This is a genomic window from Maribacter sp. 2-571, from assembly GCF_050589625.1.
GTDB lineage: Bacteria > Bacteroidota > Bacteroidia > Flavobacteriales > Flavobacteriaceae > Pelagihabitans.
Window position 1 is genome coordinate 1 of the sequence record NZ_JBNGOP010000036.1, and the last position, 22,826, is coordinate 22,826.

Sequence of the window (22,826 nt, forward strand, 5' to 3'; positions counted from 1 at the left end):
AACGAATTTCAAATTTCAAAGAACGACAATTGCAACCAATTGAAAATCTTTTAGTTACAACCGGACACTATTGAGTAATCAGTAATGAGTAAAAAGTATTTAGTGGGAACATTTGAACTTGATACTTGAGCTTTAACTTGAATTTGACACTTGAGCTTGTTTTTTTCAGCGCAGCGGTCTTTTTTCAATTAACAGTGATTAAATGGTTAGTAAAAAGTAGTTAGTAGTCAGAAGGAAAATAATCGATTATAAATTCGCAGTAGCAGTTGGTAGTCGGTTGTGGTCAGTAGTGCGTAAAAGTAATTCGTAAAAAGTGGTTAGAGGCAATTCTTCTAATTTTGAATTTGAATTTTAGCTTGAACTTGAACTTGAACTTGAACTTGAACACTTAAGCTTGAACTCAGTTTTCGTATACTTTGAAAATCGCTCCCATGTTGTAATTGCGATGCCCGGTTTGGATCAACTTGGAGTTTTTGTTATAGGTTTTATCAAAGACCTGCCATTTTTTGTTGTTGAAAAAGATTCTGCGCACATAGGTCTTTTGGGTTGGGGTTTCCTTGGTAAAGGGTAACAACGGTCGAAAAGAGGTGGAAATTTTTTGCACTCCGCGCGGTGTTTTTACTTCCCGATATTTTTTTGTTTGTGCCAAGCGCCCTGCCTTATTGGTGTAGCCCAATACTTGTAGGGATGCAAAGAGTCCGTTTTCCGGAATGAATATGCTTTTTTCGGCTACGTTGAGGTCAAATACTTTATCGGCTTCTGCGGGTATGGAAAATACGACTTCTTCATAACCGATCTGCATGCCGGGCAGCCCTCCTTTATTCTCATAAAACTGTATCCGGAACAGGGTAGGGAAGGCTCCCTTGCCTTTGGATTTGTATTGGGTCTCGGCATTGATGGGGAGCAATAACCTGGCAATTTGGGTCGGTTTGCCATCCGTCCTTTTAAAAAGAACCGCCACTTCGCTCTCCACGGTAGGCAACCAACAAGCAAAAATATCGGAGTGGGTGGTCGCTTTTCGCTTTCTTGTTTTGAATTTACCTTCTTTTGGTGCGGATACCACGACCTCGCTCAATTGGGATACCTCCGGTCGCAACCGTACTTTCTCCGGTACCGGATCTATGGCAATCGCTTTTTCGGTATACCCCATGGCCGAAATATAGAGACTATCGATATCGGCATATTTTTTAGCGGAAAATGTAAACATGCCATCGTCGTCGGCAAAATTCCCCAAGCCGTTGCCAAAGGAAATGGTGGCAAAAGGGATGGGCTCGTTGTTAAGGCTATCGACAATAACAATGTTTTGGGCCGTTATGCAAACCGGCAGTATACAAATGAAAAGGTAGCGCAATAGTTTCATGGACCATTTTTGATGTTGGCGGGACAGTAGTCATAAGCTACGGCTACGTCCTCATTACAGCAACAACGATTTACGTACTTTATTGCTCAAATAACAGTATTGTTCTACCATTTCAAACTTAAAACGGTATTCCTACGGCGAACGGTTTTTTTTAAATCCGAATACATAACAGGTCGTTCCGTGAAAATGTCTTTCCTCCACAAATTCAAAACCAGGCAAAACCGTAATCACCGAGCATTACAAGTTGCGATTTAAAAATGCAATGATCGGTTTTACTTCCTGATAGGAATCCATGATCTGAGTAATTACGTTCTCGGAAACCATTTCGCTGTCGGTCAGTTTATGCACGGTATAAAACCCTTTCATTCGAAGATACCGTATGGCGGGACTCTCTTTATCAAAGCCTTTCGGGACAGTTTTTAACGTATCTGGCGACTGTACACTATCTGGAAATGCTTCACGAAAAGAAGTTGAACCGAGGAGCGCTTCCCATTCTTCCAGGTTGGTTTCTATTTCTTTTCGAAATTTATTCAACGTTGGTGTACGTGGCATATAGACGCCTCCTCCAACAAAGGAGTTGTTCGGTTCCAAATGCAAATAGTAACTGGCGTGTTCCGATTTGTATCCGTTTGGGTTAAAATTTGCAAAATAGTTGGTTTTATAAGGTGATTTATCGGCGGAGAAACGAATATCCCGGTTTATTCGTTTGATGCATTTGTTGGGCAGTAACCCTCGCCTCATGATAGTATCGTCCAGCAATTCAAGTCGCGTTATAATTTCTGTCGTAAGCGCCTGAAAATCTGCCCGTGAATCCTTGTAGGTCGCTTGGTTGCTTTTAAACCACTCGGTAGTGTTATTGTTTTTAATATTTTTTAAAAAATCGAACGTTTTAGCCTTCAACATGGTTTTTAGGTTTGGATGGTTTCTACTTCGTTAATTGCCAATCGGGTACATTGCATAATGATGTCCTGCATATCGGCCCCTTCGCTATTCAAAGGGTCGATTGCCGCAACCAGATCGGCGCGTAAACGGTATAGGTTTTCTTTTGATGCCGTTTTTGACGATTTTATCATTTTCACCTTCATCAGTTCTTCTTGTCGGGTCTGTTTTGGGTTATAGATTCCGGCCAGTTCCGTACACTGGTGGCACGCCCCATTTTTATTGATCAAAGCACAACGATGGTCAAAGATTTCAATCATGGTTTTTCGTCCATTAAATAATAAATGTTTGACGACACCTTCTGTTTTTCCCAAAATATCGGCTATTTCGTTTCGTGAAAACCCATAGATGTCTTTTAAGATCAAAGCAATCTGTTCCTCCAAGGTCAATGTTTTTGAAATACAGGTAAAGCAGAAATCGATATGTTCTTTTATTTCATAACGGCCTCTGTTAGCGGTTTGATGCGTCATAACAAAAAGCTGCTGGATATATTCCGTGGACATTGCCAAGGATTTGGCTTGATCTTGTGCGTTCGGAAGCCAACGTTTTTTCTTCTTCAAAAAATCGTACGCAAGATTGGTGGCGATTTGAAACACCCATGTTTTAAAAGCTGAATTGCCCTTAAAGGTGGAGATTTTGTCGAAAGCCTTTACAAAGGTATCGTGGGTGAGATCATCGGTATCGTTTCTGTCCGTCAACAAGCGATACAAATATGATTTAAGTTGCGGTTGAAACTCGGCAAACAAACCCTGGAAGGCATTAATATCGCCTTCCAGCGCTTTTTTTAAAGTGTTTTTCATGGGGTCCATAGGCTATAATTTGACAAAGCGTTTGTCGGATGCAACGTACTGCGCATAAAGCATAGCCGCTCCGGCCATGGCGGTATCCCTAAAAATACCAATGAAGGAAACAAAATCCCCTTCCAGCGCTTTTGGAACGTGAATTAAAAAGACGAACAGCAGTAGCTCCAAGGCTAACAATAACGATGCTAAAGTATCTAATTTTCCAATAGTTGCCGAAATGGCAAAGGAAATGAGGCAGGCTCCCGAAAAGTAGATCCAAAAATTCGGGAAAGGTAAATAATCGGGAACGTACGAGATCGTAAATTCGGTCGGGCCAAAATGTAAAAGGCCAAAGATGGCAAATGGTATAATGAACAACCACTTTCCTGATTTTTCTATTAAATGCATATTCAATGGTTTTTAAATTACGTTAGCGGTTCCAAAATCGACATCTACGATATGGCTGTTCAATGTGGCCCCGGCATCGGTAGCCAAGAATGCGGCAACTTTTGCAGTATCTTTTGTGGTCAATGGCTTTTTTAAAAGTCCGCCATTCGATAGCTGCGTTGCCATGGTCGCTGCCGGAATGCCCATAGTTCTGGCGTTCTCGTTAGTGGTTTCCTTGATCGTCCTGGTTTCGGGCATCGCGGTAGGGTTGATACAGATTACCTTGATACCTGACATTCCGAACTCTGTTGCAAGTGTTCTTGTGAGTCCCTCAATGCCGGAGCACGCTGCGGTAATCCCGGACATAAAGGGTGATTTTATTCTGGAGAGGCTTGCCGTCAACAGTAAAATAGTGCCTTTGGATTCCGTTTGCCGCATATAAGTGGCGGCGATTCTTGCAGTTAAAAATTGAGAACCTAAATGTGTTCGGATAGGTTTCATAAAGGTTTCGAAAGGCAATGAGGTCGAGGGTTGTCCATATCCCCCATCCTTGGCCCGTATGCCGATACCGTTGAAGACGATGTCCAGTTTACCCGATTCCGTAACGACTTTTTTTAAAAAGAGGTCGATTTGGTTTTCATCGGTCGCATCCACTTGAAAGGGTTTTGCAAAATCGCCGTTGGCCCGTATTTCTTCCGATAATGATTTCACTTCGGCCATGTTTCGTCCAGAAAGATAGACCAAGGCACCTTCTTTGGCCAATTCTATGGCAACTTCCCTTGCGATGGCGCCATTGGCGGCAAATATTGCCGCTACTTTGTATTGTAATTTCATAATCCCTGTTTTTTGGTTTATACCCTTTAGACTTTTGGGCCATCCAAAACGGTCGGGATTTTCGATTTTTTTTTAAAGTTTTACATAAACTTCAAATGAGCGCGCTATTTAAAGGACCGTTCATTAAAAACAAAAACCCGGTAATCGGTGGCATATGATGCCTTAAGAACGTTTTTGTTTCCGAGTTTTTTTATCGGGAGTATAAACCTTGGAACGGTGTAAGTTAGTTCGGTCTTCAAAACGGTTTATCGATGTACCGTAAATGTTTTAATAACCGACTATTTCTATGATGCTTTTTTAGAGTACACTACATGTGGTCTTCCAATGGTGTTCCGCAGTAAACCCGATATATTTTTTGCAATTAAGAGGGCATTGGTTTTAAAAAGGATGCATTACGCATTTGGCAGGGCGGTTTTGTTTTTCCAGGTGATAAATAGTGTTGCCACAAGTAAAAACATAAGAAAAATGGCAAGCCCGAATACGAATGGGGCTTGATTTTTCAGGAAGGCAAGTTGATCTGTTTGTTCCGCTGTGGCGGATAAAGGGGGATAGATTGTGAAACCATTTGCTGTTTTCTTGCTGGTTGGTAACAAATAATGATCTAATCGGGAGGTTATCCGAGCCATTTGATACATTCCGGCCACGGACGGAATCAGAAAAAATAAGGTTAATTGGTTTTTTAATGTAGATTGGCCCTTGCTGAGCAGCATTCTTATGAAATAAACGATTCCTCCTACCAAGGAATAGACGGTGAGGAAAAACCATAAAACCCATAATACATGGGAATGCTGGGGTGCCAGCGTCCAATAATAGTTCTCAAATTCCAAAAATAGTAGTGAAGTAAGTGCTAAAGCAAGAAGTCCAGACAACAATATCCATTTAATTTCCGCTTTCATTTTGCTGCTCATCGGGTAATTTTAGTATCTGATGTTCTTTTTTGGATATTATTAAAACACTACATCAAAAATAAAATGCCCTACGCTATTCTGCTAAGTCCGTACTCAACAGTCCGTAAAATGCTTTGATTCCATAGGCGATCTGGCCTATCCGTAAATTTTCGTCCGGACTGTGCTGGTTGTTGTCCGGGTTTACCATGGGAACGATAAAAGCGGGAATCTCCAATTCGTTGATAAAGGGAGCGATGGGAACGGTACCGCCCATAATACGGATTTGAACGACATCTTCGTTAAAAGTGGTTTTCAGACTGTTCACGATAAAGTTGCCATAGCTGTTGTCCAAAACGGTGCGAAATGCATCCGTGACACCGCCTTCTTTTACCAACAATAGTTTGTCGTGTGCCATGCGCTCCTCCAAGGTAGGTTCTTTGTTGATCAGATGGAACCCTTGTTCTTTCAAATAGGTTTTTACGAGCCCTTTTAAGCGTTTGCCATCGGATTCGGGAACCAACCGCAGGTCCAACTCGGCGGTGGCGCTTTCGGGGATGATGGTACGTGCTTTTGGGCCTACCCATCCGGAGTGGAGCCCCCTAATGTTCAAAGAAGGGTATTGTAGGGCCTCTTGATAAAAACTACCCACCCGTTCCGGCGTTTTGATGGCAAGGGTAGCATGGATTGTCGACGGGTCTTCCGGAACGTTTTTCAGAACTTCCATCGTTGCCTCGTCCAACGTAATGCCATCGTAATATCCGGGAATGGATACGCGACCTTCCGTATCCTTCATTCCGGCCAGGGCCCGTGATAACCGAAGGGCGGGATTCGGGGCATAGTTGCCATAGTGGCCGCTATGTTGTGGGCGAATAGGTCCGTACGCGGTAAGGCCCATAGTGGTTATTCCTCGGCAACCATACACCACGGTAGGTTGCCCCGAAGCGTGAACGGGACCATCGTTTATGATCAAAAAATCCGCTTTTAATAGCTCCCGATATTCTTTTACCGCCTCCGGAAGCGGTTTACTGCCTTTTTCCTCCTCACTATCTAAAATGACCTTCACGTTAAAGGGAATTTCAACCGCATTTTTTTTGAGCAGATCAATAGTGTTCAAAAACATGACGATCGGCCCTTTGTCGTCGGCCGTGGAGCGACCGAACAACCGCCAATCATAATCGATATCGTCGGTAAGCTCATCAAAGCTTTGGTCGGTCCAGCCGTCGTTTGTCTTTGATTTGAGTACAATGTTATAAGGGTTTGGCTGGTTCCACTTGGCGGCATCTACCGATTGGCCGTCAAAATGCATGTAGAACAAAACCGTAGGTTTACTATCTTCCATGGGCAGCGCCGCAAAAAATAGCGACTCCCCTTTGCTGGGCAATACAGAGCTATTAAACCCGCGTTCACTAAACTTTTTCGCCAGCCAATTCAGGTTGAGGTTCATATCGGCATGTTCAAGTGCATCGTTCGGTATGGCCACAAACTCACGAAGTTCGTCTATGGTATGGCGAACCTGCGATTTTAACTGTGTATCCTCTTGGGCATTGATGAGGCCGCCTAAAAAAATGGCAAGGAGAAGCGCTGTTTTTTTCATTCGATCAAAATTATTATAATACGGAAGTTATACCATTTCTACCTTAAAATTACCCATTAAAAATTACCCTTTTCCCTTTATACATCAAAACAAAAAACAACCGTAGCTACTGCTATGCTTGATTTTTCTTTTTCGTCTAAGCAAAAAATGACTGCTTTCTATTTGGGTGTTTTAAAGCAAAAATGGTATGAAACTGGTATCAGGTTAAATGTAGGGATATTTGATGAAATTAACGGTTGTTCCACATCCTGAAATGCTGTTAAAATATTTCGCTGAAACCACGGAATCGTTCAAGATAAAAAGTAGCAAGAAACACAACTAGAAATCGATTTCACTTTACCGTACCGTTACCGCGAAAACCATTTGAGACCTAACGATTCTTTTTCCATGGATGTCCCGACCAATATGAACGTTTTGGGATGCAAAATGGAGCTGTATCCGAAGTGTTTTTTAACGAATCCCCGCTACAAAATCAGAAATTTTGGAAATCCCTTTAGCGGTCAGGTGTTTTATAAATGCGGAGCCTATGATGGCCCCTTTTGCCGTTTTTGTGGCCGCCTCGAACGTTTCGGAATTGCTGATTCCGAAACCTACGATTTGAGGATTCTTTAGGTCCATACCGGCAATTCGTTCAAAATAGTCGGTCTGGGTATTTCCAAAGCCCGACTGTGATCCGGTGACACTTGCCGAACTGACCATATAGATAAAACCGTCCGAAGCTTCGTCGATGGCCCGGATTCTGGAATCACTTGTCTGTGGTGTAATCAAAAATACATTGATGAGCCCATATTTTTTAAAGGTTTCCTCATACTCCGCTTGATAGACATCCAAAGGGAGGTCGGGCATAATAATTCCGTCGATTCCTATTTCCTTGCATTTTTCACAGAAGGCCGCTACGCCATATTGGAGCATGGGATTAAAGTACCCCATCACGATCAAGGGAATGGATACGGTGTTGCGAACATCCTTTAACTGGTCGAACAACAGTTCGGTATGCATCCCGTTTTTAAGGGCGGCGGTAGAGCTATTTTGAATGGTCGGGCCATCGGCCAGGGGATCGCTAAAAGGAAGCCCGATTTCGATCATGTCCACACCGCTTTTCTCTAGTTCTTCAATAACATGTAGGGTATCGTGCAGCGCGGGGTACCCGGCAGTAAAATAGATGGAGAGTAGTTTTTTGTCTTCTTTTAGTTTTTGGTTGATCCGGTTCATTCTTTGTTGTTTATTTCCGCGAAGGCGGAAATCTATTTAATTTTAGTTTAGAGGCCGTTAACTTTAATTTAATGCCCGTGAGAAGGTAGGCCCTTTGATAGTGGTTCAATTTTTCTACTACAACGAATGTGCTTCAATCGTTATCCACCATCCAAAAAAGGTCATCCCAATCGGGGTTCATATCGTTTATCAAATTTTCTTTCCATTGTCGATTCCAATGTTTTATTTGTTTTTCTCTTTTAATAGCGTTGTTAACGTAAGGTGTCGATTCAAAATAAATCAGTTTATGTACGTTGTACCTTTTTGTAAAGCTTTTGAATGCCCCTGACCGATGTTCCTTAACTCTTCTTCTTAAGTTGTTTGTAAATCCTACGTATAGTACCGAGTTGTTCTTATTTGTGAGTATGTAAACATAAAAACGGGCCATTTATACCTTTCGATATGCCATGATGGATTTCCGCTTTCGCGGAAATTCAAAACAGACTCATAATTTGAAATAATCAATATAAGTATTCAAATCCTTGTCCCCTCTACCGGAGAGGCTGATGACGACAATATCGTCCGGTTGGAATTTTCGGTGATTGAATACGGCAAAGGCATGTCCCGTTTCAATGGCCGGTATAATGCCTTCCAATTGCGACAGCTCTAAACCGGCCGCCATGGCCTCGTCATCGGTGGCAGAATAAAATTCGGCACGTCCGGAGCGATGTAAATGGGAGTGCATGGGGCCGACACCGGGATAATCCAATCCCGCCGAAATGGAGTAGGGCTCTGTTATTTGCCCATCGGTGGTCTGCATCAACATGGTTTTACAACCATGGATAATTCCTATTTTTCCCAAGGCCGAGGTCGCGGCACTTTCCCCGGAATCGACTCCTTTGCCGGCTGCTTCCACCGCGATGATGCCTACGGATGCTTCATCCAAAAAATGGTAGTACGTACCTGCAGCATTACTACCGCCACCGATACAGGCCACCACATAGTCCGGATTTTCCCGTCCTTCTTTTTCTTTTAACTGCCATTTGATCTCCTCGGAAATCACGGATTGGAATCGGGTAACCATGTCGGGGTAGGGATGCGGCCCTATGGCCGATCCGATAATATAATGGGTGTCCACCGGATTGTTGATCCAGTCGCGAATGGCCTCGTTCGTGGCATCTTTAAGGGTACGGCTTCCCGAAAGGGCAGGGCGTACTTCGGCGCCCAACATTTTCATACGGGCAACGTTCGGTGCCTGCCTGGCAATATCGATCTCGCCCATGTAAACGATGCACTGCATGCCCATTAAGGCACAAACGGTAGCAGTTGCGACGCCATGCTGACCGGCACCGGTCTCTGCAATGATACGGGTCTTGCCCAATCGTTTTGCCATAAGTATCTGCCCAATGGTATTGTTCACCTTATGCGCTCCGGTATGGTTGAGGTCTTCCCGCTTTAGGTAAATTTTGGCACCATGTTTTTCGGAAAGGCGTTTAGCAAAATAAAGAGGACTAGGGCGCCCGACATAATCTTTTAAAAGCTGGTGAAACTCCTTTTGAAAGGATTCCTCGTACATCACCTCCAAATATTTTTGACGTAGTTCCTCAACATTGGGGTACAACATTTCAGGGATAAAGGCCCCGCCAAATTCCCCATAATACCCTTTTTCGTCCGCGTGGTAACTGCTGTTCTTTTTTGCTTTCAAAGGGGGCGTTTCAATACTATTTTTCATGGCAATTATTTTTTCGATATTTCGGTAATCGACTAAAAACGATCTTCATTTCAATTCTAGTAATACTTCCAAATTTTCCTAGTAATTGTCGGATGTTCCAAGCGACTCGAACAATACAAATTTAATGGAAATTTCTAGTACCAACACTACATGAATCGAATGGGGTGCTGATCAAGAATTGCGGTTTTGGTCCATATTTAAATTCCTCTGTCGTTGTTTGTTTTATAGTGAGACTCCGCTGATCGATGAAACCTTTATAAGCTTTTAAAGAGCGCTCAAAAGTTCATTGTTACAATCGTCGATATCATATTTTAGTTTTTTAAGGATTCATGTAAGGCAATTCTATTCCCTTCACTGTCTTGAAATTCCGCAACAAAGCCTAAATCGCCGTTATCGGTTTTTGGATAAAGCACTGTACCACCATGTTGCGTGGCCAAAATTAGGGTACGATCAATATCCTCCGTATTGAAATAGACAAGGACACCATTTGTAGTAGGCCTATAAATTTCACCTTTGGCCAAAGCTCCGGAAATACCATAATCTGCTTCCGAAATGGGGAATAGTGCCATTTCGTTCCCGTCGATATGTTGCTGCTCAAAAGCAAAGCCAAAAACGGACCTATAAAAATCCAAGGCCCGCTCCATATCGGTGACGGGGATTTCGAAGTACACCACGGGGTTGTTGGTTTTGTCCATATGGTTTTTTTGTTACGGTTCCGGAGCACTCTTTATTTTGAAAATGCCGAGGAGACTTTATTATCCAGTCAGGTGTCTTTAAGTTGGGCTTTAAAAGTAGTTAGTTGCGCTATGTTTTTCAATCCCGGTTCCAATTCAAATTTACTGTTCACGTCAATGGCATGGCAATACTTTGCTTCGGGCCGCTTTAAAAATTCTTGCAATGAAGCCGCTTCTTCCAAACCGATACCCCCACTTAAAAAATAGGGTTTGGTGGAGGGATAATTAGACAAAACACTCCAGTCAAAGGCATAACCATTACCGCCCGGCAGTTTTCCCTTGGTATCGAACAAATAGTAATCGCAGACCGTCTCGTAGGGCTTCAATTCCTTAAAATCAAAGTCATCTTTAATGGAAAACACCTTGATCAGTTGCAATTTATCACTTGCTATTTTCGCATTAAGTGCTTCGCAATATTCGGGAGTTTCCTTGCCGTGTAATTGTACCCCTTGCAGGTCATAGGTTTTTACCTTGTCTACAACTTCATCAATAGTGGCATCAACAAAAACACCAATCTTTTTTATGCCTTCGGGCATTTTGGGCATTATCCCATTAAAAGCACGTTTCGAAGGTTTCCAAAAGATAAATCCCAGATAGTCGGGCCGTAAAGCCGCAACTTCCGATGTATTCAAATTCATCCCACACACTTTTAACTGTATGGCCGTATTTTCTGTATCGCTTGTCAAACCCTACTATTTTTTACTTAGTACTTTTTACTAACTACTAACTACTAACTACTAACTACTAACTACTAACTACTAACTACTAACTACTAACTACTAACTACTAACCACTAACCACTGACCATTACCCCTCCAACTGTTCAATAAACTCCTTGGCATGCAGCCCGGGATCATCGGTTTTCATAAAATTCTCACCGATCAAAAAGCCTTCATATCCATACTTTTTAAGCGTGTCAATGGCTTCAATACTGCTAATACCGCTTTCGGAGACTTTCACAAAATCATCGGGAATCAACTTCGATAAGCTCTTACTGGTATCCAAGCTTACTTCAAATGTTTTTAGGTTACGGTTGTTCACTCCGAGCATGTCTAAACTGGGCATCAGCGATTTTTGCAATTCCGCTTCATTGTGCACTTCCAACAACACATCCAGCTGTAATTGTTTTGCCAGTTCGGAAAATGATTTGATCTCATCCCGGGTCAATATTGCGGCAATCAACAACACCACGTCGGCGCCATGGGCCTTAGCTTCGATAATTTGATATTCATCAATAATAAATTCCTTTCGCAATAAGGGCATTTGTACTGCGGCCCTTGCCAGTAACAGATCATCCAAGGCACCGCCAAAATACTTGCCGTCGGTCAATACCGACATGCCACAAACACCGGCATCCTCATAGCCTTTGGCCACATCGTGTACATTTAAGCTTTGGTTGATTTCCGATTTGGAAGGCGATCGCCTTTTGTGTTCGGCGATAATACCGCTGTTACTTTCTTTCAAGGCCGTGGCCAAGGAACGGGTATTGCGCCCAAAAAGCGAATAGGTTTCCAATTCTGAAACGCTTATCAATGATTTTTTAAGTGAAACCTCCTTACGTTTGTCCGCGACAATTTTGTCTAAAATATTCATAGCTTATAAACTGCTCAATTGCTGTAACTTTTTTAACGCTTTTAGTCCGCTACCGTTCAGCAACGACTCCTTGGCCTGTTCAAAACCTTCTTTTGGGCTAAGGTCGCGCACTGTGGCAATAGCGACGCCAGCATTGGCACAGACCACATTGTTCTGGGCTTCGCTACCGTTGCCCTCCAACACTTGCATAAAAATTTTGGCGGAATCTTCAATACTGTCGCCACCTACAATTTGGGATTGCTGTACGGGTGGCACACCAAAGTCCTGAGGGCGTAACATGCTCTCCGAACGATTGGAAATGGTTTTGGTATCGCCCGTTAGCGATATCTCATCATAGCCGTCCAAAGCATGTAGAATGGTAAATTTTTTATCGGTATTTTGATACAGGTAACCATACATGCGTGCAAGTTCCAAGTTGAAAACGCCTACCATTTGATGTTTGGGAAAAGCCGGGTTTACCATGGGCCCCAACATATTAAAAAAGGTTTTCACTCCCAATTCCCGACGAATAGGGGCCACATTTTTCATGGCGGGGTGAAATAGGGGGGCGTGTAGTACGCAAATACCCGCCTCTTCGATCGACTTTTCCAAAAAATCGGGGGCATTACTGAATTTGATGCCCAAAAACTCCATAACGTTGCTGCTCCCACATTTTGACGATACGCCGTAATTACCATGTTTGGTTACTTTTACACCGGCTCCCGCACTAACAAAAGAAGCCAAAGTGGAGATATTGAACGTATCCTTGCCATCCCCGCCGGTACCGCAAAGATCGATAGGGTTATAGGCCGCCAAATCGATGGAGACACATAAGTCCAACAAGGCGTCCCGAAAACCCTCGAGCTCTTCAATGGTGACACTCCGCATCATATAAACCGTTAGAAATGCGGCGATTTGGCTCGTGTTGTAATCCCCTTTCGCGATATTCACCAAAATCTGTTTCGCCTCGTCTTTGGACAACAGGTCGTGGTTGATGAGTTTGTTCAAGGTTTCTTTCATAATCTCTTTACTATTGAACGCGTCTTACAAAAAGTAAGCTGTTTTTTCATTTTAATCTACTAACTACTAACTACTAACTACTAACTACTGACTACTGACTACTGACTACTAACTAACCCTTCACCCAATTCTCAAGCATCTTTTTGCCTTCCGGCGTTAAAACCGATTCTGGATGAAACTGTACTGCGCGAACGTCATATTGCGCATGCCGTAAGGACATTACCTGTCCGTTTTCATCGAATGAAGTAGCGATCAGTTCCGTAGGGAGCTCCGGATCTACCACCCAAGAGTGGTATCGGCCCACTTCAATCGTCTTGGGCAATCCGTTAAAAAGGATATCTTCCTCCGTTATCGTAATCGGCGTTGCGATACCGTGGTATACCTCATCAAGATTGATAAGCGAACCTCCAAAAACTTCGGCAATGGCCTGTTGCCCCAAACAAACCCCAAAGATACGTTTGGTAGGGGCATAGGTAGCGATGATCTCTTTTAGTAGCCCTGCTTCGTCAGGAATGCCCGGACCCGGTGACAGCACTATTTTTTCGTAGGCCGCTACTTCGGCAAGTGTCAATTGGTCGTTTCGTTTGACCGTTACTTCGCAATCAAGGTCTTCCAAGTAATGCACGAGGTTGTAGGTGAAACTATCGTAATTGTCAATGACTAAAATCTGTTGCATTGTTATATCGTTTTAGCGATTTCCAAGGCCTTGGTCAACGCCCCGAGTTTATTGTAGGTTTCCTGTAATTCATCGTCAGGGTCGGAGGCGGCGACTAGTCCGGCCCCGGCCTGGTAATGTAATTGGTGGTTTTTGCTTAAAAAGGTACGGATCATGATCGCGTGGTTAAAGTTGCCCTTAAAATCCATAAAACCGATGGCGCCACCGTAGTAGCCGCGACTTGTTTTTTCGTATTGCTCGATCAATTGCATGGCACGGTGTTTTGGGGCACCGCTTAGGGTACCGGCGGGAAAGGTATCCGCAACGACCTTCATAGTAGGGATGTCCTTCTTTTTTTGGCCGGTAACTTTCGAAACCAAGTGGATCACGTGCGAAAAAAACTGTACCTCCCGGTAGTTGGTCACCTGTACGGTATTTCCATTGCGGCTAAGATCGTTCCGCGCAAGGTCTACCAGCATTACGTGTTCACTGTTTTCCTTGTCGTCTTCCGTCAGTTCCTTGGCCAATACAGCATCTTGTTCGTCATTTCCGGTACGTTTGAACGTTCCTGCAATGGGGTGTATTTCCGCGGTACCATCCTTGACGATCAACTGCGCCTCGGGAGAGCTTCCAAAAATTTTAAAATCCCCATAGTCAAAATAAAAGAGGTAGGGTGAAGGGTTTACCGAACGCAGGGCGCGGTACACGTTAAATTCATCGCCCTTGAACCCTTGTGAAAATCTTCTGGATAAAACCAATTGAAAAACATCGCCCCTTGCACAGTGTTTTTTGGCCAGGGCCACATGTTCCTTAAACTCCTCGTCCGCTAGGTTCGACCGTGCATCACCGTCCAAGGTAAAATTGTAGGAGGCAAAGTTTTTAACGCTTAATAGTTGTTCCAGTGCCTGAAGGTTACTTTCGGTTTCGTAACAATTGGCAAAAAGATAGGCCTCGTTTTTAAAGTGGTTGATCGCAATAATATTTTGATAAACGGCATAGTGAATATCGGGAATGGAAACGCTCTCCTTTTTTTTGCCGATCTCCACACTTTCAAAATAACGGACGGCATCATAGGCCATATACCCAAAAAGCCCGTTATCAATGAATTTAAACCCATTTTCTTCCGCTACAAAGCGTTTGCTAAATTGGTGAATGGTGGCTACAACATCGGTGTCTTTGGTAATAGCGGTGGTTTCCGAAGTACCGTCCGGGAACAGCTGGGAGATGGTTTCATTTGCTACGGTGATACTGGCTATGGGGTTGCAACAAATGTAGGAGAAGCTGTTATCGTTGGCATGGTAGTCGCTACTTTCCAACAAAATACTGTTGGGGAAACGATCCCTTATCTTCAAATACACACTTACCGGTGTTATGGTATCGGCAAGTATTTTTTTATAGTGCGATTTCAATAAATAGGTCATAACAAAAAACGTGGTTTAAAGGACGTTCGAATACATTCATGAAAAAAGGCCTGTCGTGAAGACAGGCCTTGTATAGTTGTACTATAATGATGCTCAGCTCACGAAACGCGTTCTGTTAAGCACCACCAAGTATGTTGTAATCTTATGTTCATTGGTCCAAATATAGTCATGTATTTTTAAAATACAAATGGAACGCGTTTAAACTTGTTGTTCGGAACTCAGAAAATAGGTTTTTGCGCCATGATAAAAGCATTTTTTAAAAAGTATTGCCAGATCATGGGTACTACAAATGACAAGACTGGCAATTGGTGTAAAATGTAAATTTCGAACGTAGCGCAATTTGAAACGAGTTCATCTCCCTGTAGATTTCGAAAGCCCTGCAACAAAATTTGCTGCAGGGCTTCAGGCTGTGAGGTTAAGCCTATATAGTCGTAAAAATAGGGTTTCTTCTAAACGCTGGTAACAATAACTTAGGTCTTTACCGGAATAGTCATCGTCCCTATTGTTTTTATATCGATTTACTGATATATCCTTAAGGTAATCAAAGGATTTTTCAGAACCAAAAAATCGGTTCTAAAATTCTAGATCGACCACAAGATCGAACTCATCGTAAATGGCTTTATCGCCCAAGTTGTCGAAAAAGCTTCCCGATCCATACTTGATATCGAATGCGGTACGATCCACTTTAAGGTTAGCGGTGGCCTTACTACCATAGATCGATACATCAAAATTTACCGATTTGGTAATTCCTTTGATGGTCAGATCTCCCGTAACCTTGTAAGCGTTTTTACCGGAAGCCACTACTTCGGTGAACTTCAACGTTGAGGTGCCGTGGTTGGCGGTATCAAAAAAGTCCGGTGAATTAAGATGTCCATCCAACTTGCCTTTGGATTCCCCTTCCAGGTCTTCGGTACTGATAGTGCCCATGTCCACCACAAAATTGCCTCCGGTTAGCTTATCCCCGTCAAAAACAAGGTTTCCTTCCTTTAGGGCAATGCTTCCGTAATGCGATCCGGTTACCTTGTATGCTTTCCAGGTTACTTTACTGGCATCTGCTTTTACCGCTTTTGTCTCTTCGGCAATAGGTTCGGTTGCAGTGGCCGTGAAACCGAATACCAATGCAAATACTAAACTCGTTACTCCTTTTTTCATTTTGTTAAAATTTAAAATTAATTAGTGTTTATAGTGGGCCGTTTTAAAACTTGTCCAACAAGCTGTTCAACAGCTGTAATTCCGATTTGGAAAAATTATGTAAAATGCTTTTTTCCGTTGTTTTCATTGCCGTATCGATAGCAGCTAAGGTAGCATTCCCTTTAGCGGTTATGGTGATTTCCACTTTTCTGCGGTTGGAGGAACAGGTAACACGGTTTACCAATGCCTTTGTCAATAATTTGTCCACCAATCGGGTCGTATTACTAGCTTTGGTGACCATACGTTCGTTAAGGGTGGAAAGGTTTGCCGGTTTTCCATTTTGACCCCTTAGGATACGGAGTACGTTAAATTGCTGTAACGATACGTTGAAGGGTTTTAAAAGCGTGGTCAATTGCTCGTTGATCTTGGTGTGTATCAACATCAGGTGAATGATCGTCCTGCTTTCCAGAGGAATCGTCTTGTCCGTTTTTATAACCGCTTCTACATTCATGTAATTACAACATTTGTATATACAAATATATATCGGATTTAAATGGTATCGTCAGAATGAAATGATAAAATAACGTTAAAAATCTAGTCGGTCCGTTCATTACGTAGGTATATAGGTTAAACTTTAGGATCATTTTACCGTCATACTTATAAACCCCCTGTTTTGGATAAACCCGATATTCAGCATTTGTACAACCGCGCAGGTTTTGGAATAGGCCCGGATCGCTTGGCCGCAATAGCCTCTACGAGAAGAAAGAAAATAGTGGAAGCCTTGTTCGTCGATTCCAAAATACCGCGCCCCCTCAAGATACCGACCCCTGAAATCGATAAGCATTTGGCCACAAAACCCATGGATCGGAAAAGTAAGACCTTCCGCGAGCTGGTGAAAAAAAGTCGGCGCAAGCACGTTATCTTCAATAGGGCATGGGTAGATCGTATGGCGGGCACCCAACAGGACCTTCGGGAACGGATGACGCTTTTTTGGGCGAATCATTTTGTAATGCGTTCCAACAACATCATCTTTTCCCAGCAGTTCAACAATACCTTGCGCACGAATGCCTTGGGCAATTTTAAGGACTTCGTTCTTGCCATAGCAAAAGAACCGGGCATGCTGGATTATTTGAACAATCAACAAAATAAAAAAGGGGCTCCCAACGAAAACTTTGCACGGGAACTAATGGAGTTGTTCACCTTGGGCGTTGGCAACTATTCCGAAACCGATATTAAAGAGGCCGCAAGGGCCTTTACCGGTTGGCGGCATGATGCACAGGGAAAATTCAGAAAGGCCCAACGCCAGCACGATGAAGGCGAAAAAACGTTTTTGGGCAATACCGGTAACTTTGATGGTGAGGACATTATTTCGCTGATTTTGGAAAGACCCGCCTGTGCCGATTTCATCGCCCGTAAGGTATACCGACATTTTGTTAACGAAACCGTTAACGAAGCGCATGTTGCCGCCATTGCAAAAGTATTTTTCAAGGATTACGATATATCCAACATGATGCGGTTCATTTTTGATTCCGATTGGTTCTATGCCAAGGAAAACGTTCGGAGCAAGATCAAATCACCGGTAGATCTACTGGTAGGGCTAATGCGTGTGGTTCCTTTTACCTGGCAAAAGCCCCAACAGTTAAAATATGTGGAACGGCTGTTGGGCCAAGTATTGTTGGAACCTCCGAATGTTGCGGGCTGGGCGGAAGGACGTAACTGGATAGACGCCAATACCATGATGGTGCGCCTAAAACTACCTTCCGTATTGCTTAAAAATGGAACGATTGCTTTTGATGTCAAAGGGGAGTTCGAAGATAGCTTTGAGGCGTTCAACAAAAAGAACAATTTTAACCGGAAATTGGACATTGGTGCCAAATGGGAACAGTTTGATGCGAAATACGGGAAACTAAAGGGCGAAACACTGGTTTTTTTGCTTTTGGGGGATTCCGTATCAACTGAAACGAAAGCATTTTTGGAGACCTTGGAAGCAGAAGGACAACAGGATTTTTGTATCCAATTGATGTCGCTTCCCGAATACCAATTATGTTGATCAAAAAAGAATAGGATGCAAAGAAGAACTTTTTTAAAACAGAGCGGTTTGGCCAGCGGAGCGTTGTTCGTGCCCAGCTTTTTAAAAGCCTGCGACGCAAACCCAACATTGGCCCTTGGAGCGAAAAAGCTGGTCATCGTGCAGCTCTCCGGTGGTAATGACGGTCTCAATACCCTGGTACAACATACCAATGACATTTACTTGAAAAATAGACCGGTAATCGCCCAAAAGAAAGCACAGCTGTTATCCGTGACCGACGAACTGGGGCTCCATGAGAGCATGCAAGCGTTTAAAAAATTATACGATAAGGGGTACGTGGGCATTTTGAACAGCGTGGGGTATCCCAACCCGAGCAGATCACATTTTCGATCGACCGATATCTGGCATACGGCCAGTGGTGCCAGCGACTATTTGCAGACCGGTTGGGTGGGCAGGTATTTGGAATCGGTATCAAAATCGCCCTTGGGCGCTATTGAGGTTTCCGATACCTTGTCCCTATTAATGAAAGGGGGAAGCGTCAATGGTATCGCCACCAAGGATGCGGGACTTTTTTATAAAACTACCCGTGATGCCTATTTTAGTAACGTACTCAAGGCAAATACAGATGCCCATTTAAGCGAACATAATTTGGGATACCTCTATAAGACCGCCATAGATGCAAAGTCTTCCGCAAGTTATATTTATGAAAAGACCAAGGTATACGAATCAAAAGCCACCTACCCCAATAATGCGTTTGGTAAACAATTGAAAACCATTTCGGAGTTTATCAATTCCGGGTTGGAAACACAGATTTTTTATGCGACCCTTGGAGGGTTTGATACGCATGCGAACCAAATCAATTCACAAAAAAGATTGCTCAAGGTATATGCCGATGGAATCGCGGCTTTCATGGCCGATCTCGAAAATACGGGCGCCCTAAAGGATACCGTGGTAATGACCTTTTCGGAGTTCGGAAGACGATTGAAACAGAATACGGCCAATGGTACCGATCATGGTGCGGCAAATATGGTTTTTTTAATGGGCGATAAGTTAAAGCATCCCGGAATCTATAATAAAGCACCTGATCTTTTGGACTTGGATGCTAACGGCGATATCAAATACCAGCTCGATTTTAGGGACATTTATGCCTCGCTTTTAAAAGAATGGTTGAAAACCGACCCCGCAACCATCTTGAACGGAAGCTTTCAAACCTTAGGTTTGGTTTAGTCCGAAGGATTCCATTATTTTTGAAGTATAAATAAAAGGAAATGGCAGATTTATCACAAGAAGAATGGACCGAGCAATTGGCCGGGGACGACAATGCGGTTATTTTGGACGTACGTACCGAGGATGAGGTCGCAGAAGGGTACATCCCCAATGCAATGAACATTGACATCCATTTGGGCCAAGGGTTCTTGGACGCATTAGAGGAACTGGACAAGTCCAAATCCTATTACGTGTATTGCCGTTCTGGCGGGCGCAGCGGACAGGCCTGTGCCATTATGAACAGTGTTGGTTTTGAAAAAGCCTACAACCTCGAAGGCGGCTTCATGAACTGGGAAGGAGAAGTGACCGGAGACGAATAACGTCATTTCAATACTACCATTATCAGGAAACGGCGGTTTATAGGGCGTTATCGCGTTTAGGTCGAACGCCGTCCAATACCAGGGGAAATTGGTACTTGCCGGAGCCAATGTTCGTTGACCCTGGCGTTTCCATTAACAGTTTACGTATTAAAATTCTACTTTGTAAAGAAGAAAATACCGATTATCGAAATTTTTTTCCTACATGATTAATTTGTGCTAGCTTTTGGGCAAATACGCATGTTTTGAAAGAAGACTTTCTTCACTTCGTTTGGAAACACCGAAAAACGGGAACCTCCCGCATGCATACCACGAGTGGGCTGCTGTTGGACGTTCTTGAAGTAGGGGCACACAACAAACTGGCAGGCCCGGATTTTTTTAACGCTAAAATCCGGATCGATGGGCAATTATGGGCCGGTAATGTTGAGGTGCACTTGAAATCCTCCGATTGGTATGCTCATCACCATGAGCAAGATGAAAATTATGACAATGTCATCCTTCATGTGGTTTGGGAGGACGATTGCTCCGTTTTCCGAAAGGACAATTCAGAGATTCCCACCCTTGCGCTGAAACGGTACATTCCCGATACCTTGCTGGAATCTTACCAAAAACTTTTTCAGGTCAAGCGCGACACCTTTATCAATTGCGGTCGCGATATTACCTTGGTAAATCCCATTGTGGTCGAAAATTGGCTCGAGCGGATGTTCTTTGAACGCCTGGAACGAAAAACGACCACCATTTTTAAACTGTTGCAACAGCGTAAGAACAACTGGGAAGCAGTGCTGTATGCCTTACTTTTAAAAAACTTCGGTTCAAAGATCAATGGGGAAGCGTTTTATGCCTTGGCCATGAGTCTGGATTTTTCTATCGTCCGGAAGTCGGACCGATTTCAGCTAGAAGCTCTTTTGCTGGGCATGGCGCACCTGTTGGAGGGCGATTTCGTTTCGGAACCGTATTACGGTCAGTTAAAAACAGAATTCGATTATTTGTACAAAAAGTTCGGCCTAAACAATACGGCCGTTCCCAAACCGGCCTTCTTTAAACTCCGCCCGGCAAACTTCCCAACGATTCGCCTGTCCCAATTCGCCCATATGTACGGGGAGTGGCCAAACCTATTTCAAAAAGTAGTGAACAGTACCGATATGTCGGACCTGGAAGCAATTTTCTCCGCGGTGGCAAACTCCTATTGGGACACCCACTATACGTTTGGAAAAGTGTCCGCCAAACGCAAAAAAAAGCTATCAAAGAAGTTTATTGCCTTGCTCACGATTAATACCGTAATACCCTTAAAATTTTGCTATGCAAAACACCGGGGTATCGATGCGAATGTGGTCATTTTGAAAATGATGCGGTCGCTGAAAGGGGAGGAGAACAGTATCCTTACCGGTTTTCGTCAGCTCGGATTGTCCGTGGACAATGCCCAGGACGGTCAGGCACTTTTGCAATTGTATCATCAGTATTGCGTACCGAAGAAATGTATGCAATGCGCCATAGGAAATCAGTTGATACGGCATTAGGCTTTAAAGTGTACCGGCATTGGAGGACCGACCTTGTGTTTTCGTTTTTATGTAAACCACTGATTTTCCTAGGCTAACTTTGAAATGGTATTGAGCCACGGCCCGAACGAACCTTTTTCATCTTCTAGGGTTTAACGGCCCAACAATTGCCCCTTTTTTGTAGTTTTACATGATGAACATTTTTTACACCATTTTATATTATTTTCAAAAGCGCGGTTTTGAGGTTTGTCGGCGTATTGCGGAGCGCTTCGGAATTCGTGCCAGGGTGGTTCGTACCTCGTTCATCTATCTCACCTTCGTAACGGTAGGTTTTGGTTTTGCGCTATACCTGTTCCTCGCCTTTTGGTTGCGCATCAAGGATTTGATCTACACCAAACGAACCTCGGTCTTTGATCTTTAGCCATGATTCGATTATTGCGTTCTAAAATATATTTGGCCCTTACCCTAATGTTCGGTATTGTGCTTTTGGGTGTTTTGGGGTACCGTATCATTGCCGAATATTCATGGATCGATGCGCTTTACATGACCGTTATTACCATGGCAACGGTCGGGTTCAAAGAGGTACAGCCATTAGATGACAATGCAAAAATATTTACGGTTTTTTTAATTTCATCCAGTGTTTTTATTTTAGGGTTCGCCATTTCCGTCATTACGGAATACGTACTGGGGAGCAGCTCCCTTCAAGTTTTAAAAAAGAAGAAAGTGAAGAACAAGATCAATTCCTTATCGAACCACGTTATCGTATGTGGTTTTGGCCGAAACGGCATGCAGGCAACGGAACGGCTGCGGGCATACAAACAACCATTTTTGGTCGTCGAGCGCAATCGGGACGTTATTGAGAAGTATGAAAACGATATTTTGTTCATGGAAGGCGATGCGAACGAGGATGAAATTTTGCTCACCGCCGGTATCGAACGCGCAAAGTATTTGATTACCGCACTTCCCGACGATGCGGCCAACCTTTTTGTCGTATTGTCGGCAAGGCAGTTGAACGAAGAACTGTTTATTATTAGTAGGGCGTCCCAAGCCAATTCACAACGAAAACTATTTTTGGCAGGTGCCAATAAGGTGATCATGCCCGATCGCATCGGGGGCGACCATATGGCGTCATTGGTAGTCATGCCCGACTTGATAACCTTTATGGACAAACTTTCTACCGAAGGGGGAGATACCACCAACCTGGAAGAAGTGCCTATCGAAGATTTCTCCGATCAAGTAGATTGCAATTCCCTTCGCGATTTGGATTTGCGACAAAAAACGGGTTGCACCATCATTGGATACATTGCCCCGGATGGCGAGTATATCATAAACCCGGAAGCGGATTTGGAACTGCAACCAAAAAGTAAGGTCATTGTACTTGGGCGTCCCGAGCAAATACGAAAGTTGAACGAAATGTTTCATATCAATACCTAAAATATTGGTTTTATGGCCAGATTAACGGTGCAGAGCCATAGCATT

24 protein-coding genes are annotated in these 22,826 nt (G+C 43.5%); 6 read left to right on the forward strand and 18 right to left on the reverse strand.

What is annotated here, in order from left to right; genetic code table 11:
• Positions 1–400: 400 nt before the first annotated feature.
• The 18 genes from ACRD7P_RS19065 to ACRD7P_RS19150 all read right to left on the reverse strand — a co-directional run bounded on the left by ACRD7P_RS19065 (position 401) and on the right by ACRD7P_RS19150 (position 16,750).
• Positions 401–1,360, reverse strand: coding sequence for a carboxypeptidase-like regulatory domain-containing protein (locus ACRD7P_RS19065; protein ID WP_430909329.1), 960 nt, complete (start codon positions 1,358–1,360; stop codon positions 401–403).
• 237 nt (positions 1,361–1,597) lie between these two features.
• Positions 1,598–2,263: a DUF2461 domain-containing protein gene (locus tag ACRD7P_RS19070; RefSeq protein WP_430909330.1), complete on the reverse strand. Its 666-nt coding sequence runs from the start codon at positions 2,261–2,263 to the stop codon at positions 1,598–1,600.
• A gap of 5 nt (positions 2,264–2,268) precedes the next feature.
• Positions 2,269–3,108: an RNA polymerase sigma factor gene (locus tag ACRD7P_RS19075; RefSeq protein ID WP_430909331.1), complete on the reverse strand. Its 840-nt coding sequence runs from the start codon at positions 3,106–3,108 to the stop codon at positions 2,269–2,271.
• Positions 3,109–3,111: 3 nt separating this feature from the next.
• Positions 3,112–3,489: a hypothetical protein gene (locus ACRD7P_RS19080; RefSeq protein WP_430909332.1), complete on the reverse strand. Its 378-nt coding sequence runs from the start codon at positions 3,487–3,489 to the stop codon at positions 3,112–3,114.
• A gap of 12 nt (positions 3,490–3,501) precedes the next feature.
• Positions 3,502–4,302, reverse strand: coding sequence for an SDR family NAD(P)-dependent oxidoreductase (locus tag ACRD7P_RS19085; protein ID WP_430909333.1), 801 nt, complete (start codon positions 4,300–4,302; stop codon positions 3,502–3,504).
• 392 nt (positions 4,303–4,694) lie between these two features.
• Entirely contained in the window at positions 4,695–5,210 is a 516-nt protein-coding gene (locus tag ACRD7P_RS19090; RefSeq protein ID WP_430909334.1) for a hypothetical protein, read from the reverse strand.
• A 73-nt stretch (positions 5,211–5,283) separates the two neighbouring features.
• Positions 5,284–6,783 (reverse strand): M20/M25/M40 family metallo-hydrolase, encoded by a 1,500-nt coding sequence (locus tag ACRD7P_RS19095; protein WP_430909335.1) that lies wholly within the window; start codon positions 6,781–6,783, stop codon positions 5,284–5,286.
• Between the two features lie 450 nt (positions 6,784–7,233).
• Positions 7,234–7,995, reverse strand: a complete 762-nt coding sequence (gene trpA / locus ACRD7P_RS19100) for a tryptophan synthase subunit alpha (RefSeq protein ID WP_430909336.1) — start codon at positions 7,993–7,995, stop codon at positions 7,234–7,236.
• 133 nt (positions 7,996–8,128) lie between these two features.
• Positions 8,129–8,422, reverse strand: a complete 294-nt coding sequence (locus tag ACRD7P_RS19105; protein WP_430909337.1) for a GIY-YIG nuclease family protein — start codon at positions 8,420–8,422, stop codon at positions 8,129–8,131.
• A gap of 57 nt (positions 8,423–8,479) precedes the next feature.
• Positions 8,480–9,706 carry a tryptophan synthase subunit beta gene (gene trpB, locus ACRD7P_RS19110; RefSeq protein ID WP_430909339.1) on the reverse strand — a complete coding sequence of 409 codons (1,227 nt, stop codon included), beginning with the start codon at positions 9,704–9,706 and terminating at the stop codon, positions 8,480–8,482.
• A gap of 311 nt (positions 9,707–10,017) precedes the next feature.
• Complete coding sequence (locus ACRD7P_RS19115) at positions 10,018–10,401, reverse strand: VOC family protein (protein ID WP_430909340.1); 384 nt, start codon at positions 10,399–10,401, stop codon at positions 10,018–10,020.
• Between the two features lie 68 nt (positions 10,402–10,469).
• Positions 10,470–11,099, reverse strand: coding sequence for a phosphoribosylanthranilate isomerase (locus tag ACRD7P_RS19120; RefSeq protein ID WP_430909379.1), 630 nt, complete (start codon positions 11,097–11,099; stop codon positions 10,470–10,472).
• 148 nt (positions 11,100–11,247) lie between these two features.
• Positions 11,248–12,033, reverse strand: coding sequence for an indole-3-glycerol phosphate synthase TrpC (trpC, locus tag ACRD7P_RS19125; RefSeq protein ID WP_430909342.1), 786 nt, complete (start codon positions 12,031–12,033; stop codon positions 11,248–11,250).
• A 3-nt stretch (positions 12,034–12,036) separates the two neighbouring features.
• Positions 12,037–13,032 carry an anthranilate phosphoribosyltransferase gene (trpD, locus tag ACRD7P_RS19130; RefSeq protein ID WP_430909343.1) on the reverse strand — a complete coding sequence of 332 codons (996 nt, stop codon included), beginning with the start codon at positions 13,030–13,032 and terminating at the stop codon, positions 12,037–12,039.
• A 112-nt stretch (positions 13,033–13,144) separates the two neighbouring features.
• Positions 13,145–13,708 carry an anthranilate synthase component II gene (locus tag ACRD7P_RS19135; protein ID WP_430909344.1) on the reverse strand — a complete coding sequence of 188 codons (564 nt, stop codon included), beginning with the start codon at positions 13,706–13,708 and terminating at the stop codon, positions 13,145–13,147.
• Positions 13,709–13,710: 2 nt separating this feature from the next.
• Positions 13,711–15,108, reverse strand: a complete 1,398-nt coding sequence (locus tag ACRD7P_RS19140) for an anthranilate synthase component I family protein (protein WP_430909345.1) — start codon at positions 15,106–15,108, stop codon at positions 13,711–13,713.
• Between the two features lie 573 nt (positions 15,109–15,681).
• The gene (locus tag ACRD7P_RS19145) at positions 15,682–16,260 is read right to left on the reverse strand and encodes a YceI family protein (RefSeq protein WP_430909346.1); all 579 of its coding nucleotides are present in this window, start codon (positions 16,258–16,260) and stop codon (positions 15,682–15,684) included.
• A gap of 43 nt (positions 16,261–16,303) precedes the next feature.
• Positions 16,304–16,750 (reverse strand): MarR family winged helix-turn-helix transcriptional regulator, encoded by a 447-nt coding sequence (locus ACRD7P_RS19150; RefSeq protein WP_430909347.1) that lies wholly within the window; start codon positions 16,748–16,750, stop codon positions 16,304–16,306.
• 162 nt (positions 16,751–16,912) lie between these two features.
• Between ACRD7P_RS19150 and ACRD7P_RS19155 the strand changes: the two genes are divergently transcribed.
• From ACRD7P_RS19155 to ACRD7P_RS19180, 6 genes are all read left to right on the forward strand, one after another.
• Positions 16,913–18,289: a DUF1800 domain-containing protein gene (locus tag ACRD7P_RS19155; protein WP_430909348.1), complete on the forward strand. Its 1,377-nt coding sequence runs from the start codon at positions 16,913–16,915 to the stop codon at positions 18,287–18,289.
• 15 nt (positions 18,290–18,304) lie between these two features.
• Entirely contained in the window at positions 18,305–19,495 is a 1,191-nt protein-coding gene (locus ACRD7P_RS19160; protein WP_430909350.1) for a DUF1501 domain-containing protein, read from the forward strand.
• Between the two features lie 41 nt (positions 19,496–19,536).
• Positions 19,537–19,854: a rhodanese-like domain-containing protein gene (locus ACRD7P_RS19165; protein WP_430909352.1), complete on the forward strand. Its 318-nt coding sequence runs from the start codon at positions 19,537–19,539 to the stop codon at positions 19,852–19,854.
• A gap of 242 nt (positions 19,855–20,096) precedes the next feature.
• Entirely contained in the window at positions 20,097–21,368 is a 1,272-nt protein-coding gene (locus tag ACRD7P_RS19170) for a DUF2851 family protein (RefSeq protein WP_430909353.1), read from the forward strand.
• A gap of 172 nt (positions 21,369–21,540) precedes the next feature.
• Positions 21,541–21,768, forward strand: coding sequence for a PspC domain-containing protein (locus ACRD7P_RS19175; RefSeq protein ID WP_430909380.1), 228 nt, complete (start codon positions 21,541–21,543; stop codon positions 21,766–21,768).
• Between the two features lie 2 nt (positions 21,769–21,770).
• Entirely contained in the window at positions 21,771–22,781 is a 1,011-nt protein-coding gene (locus tag ACRD7P_RS19180) for a potassium channel family protein (RefSeq protein WP_430909355.1), read from the forward strand.
• Positions 22,782–22,826: the final 45 nt, after the last annotated feature.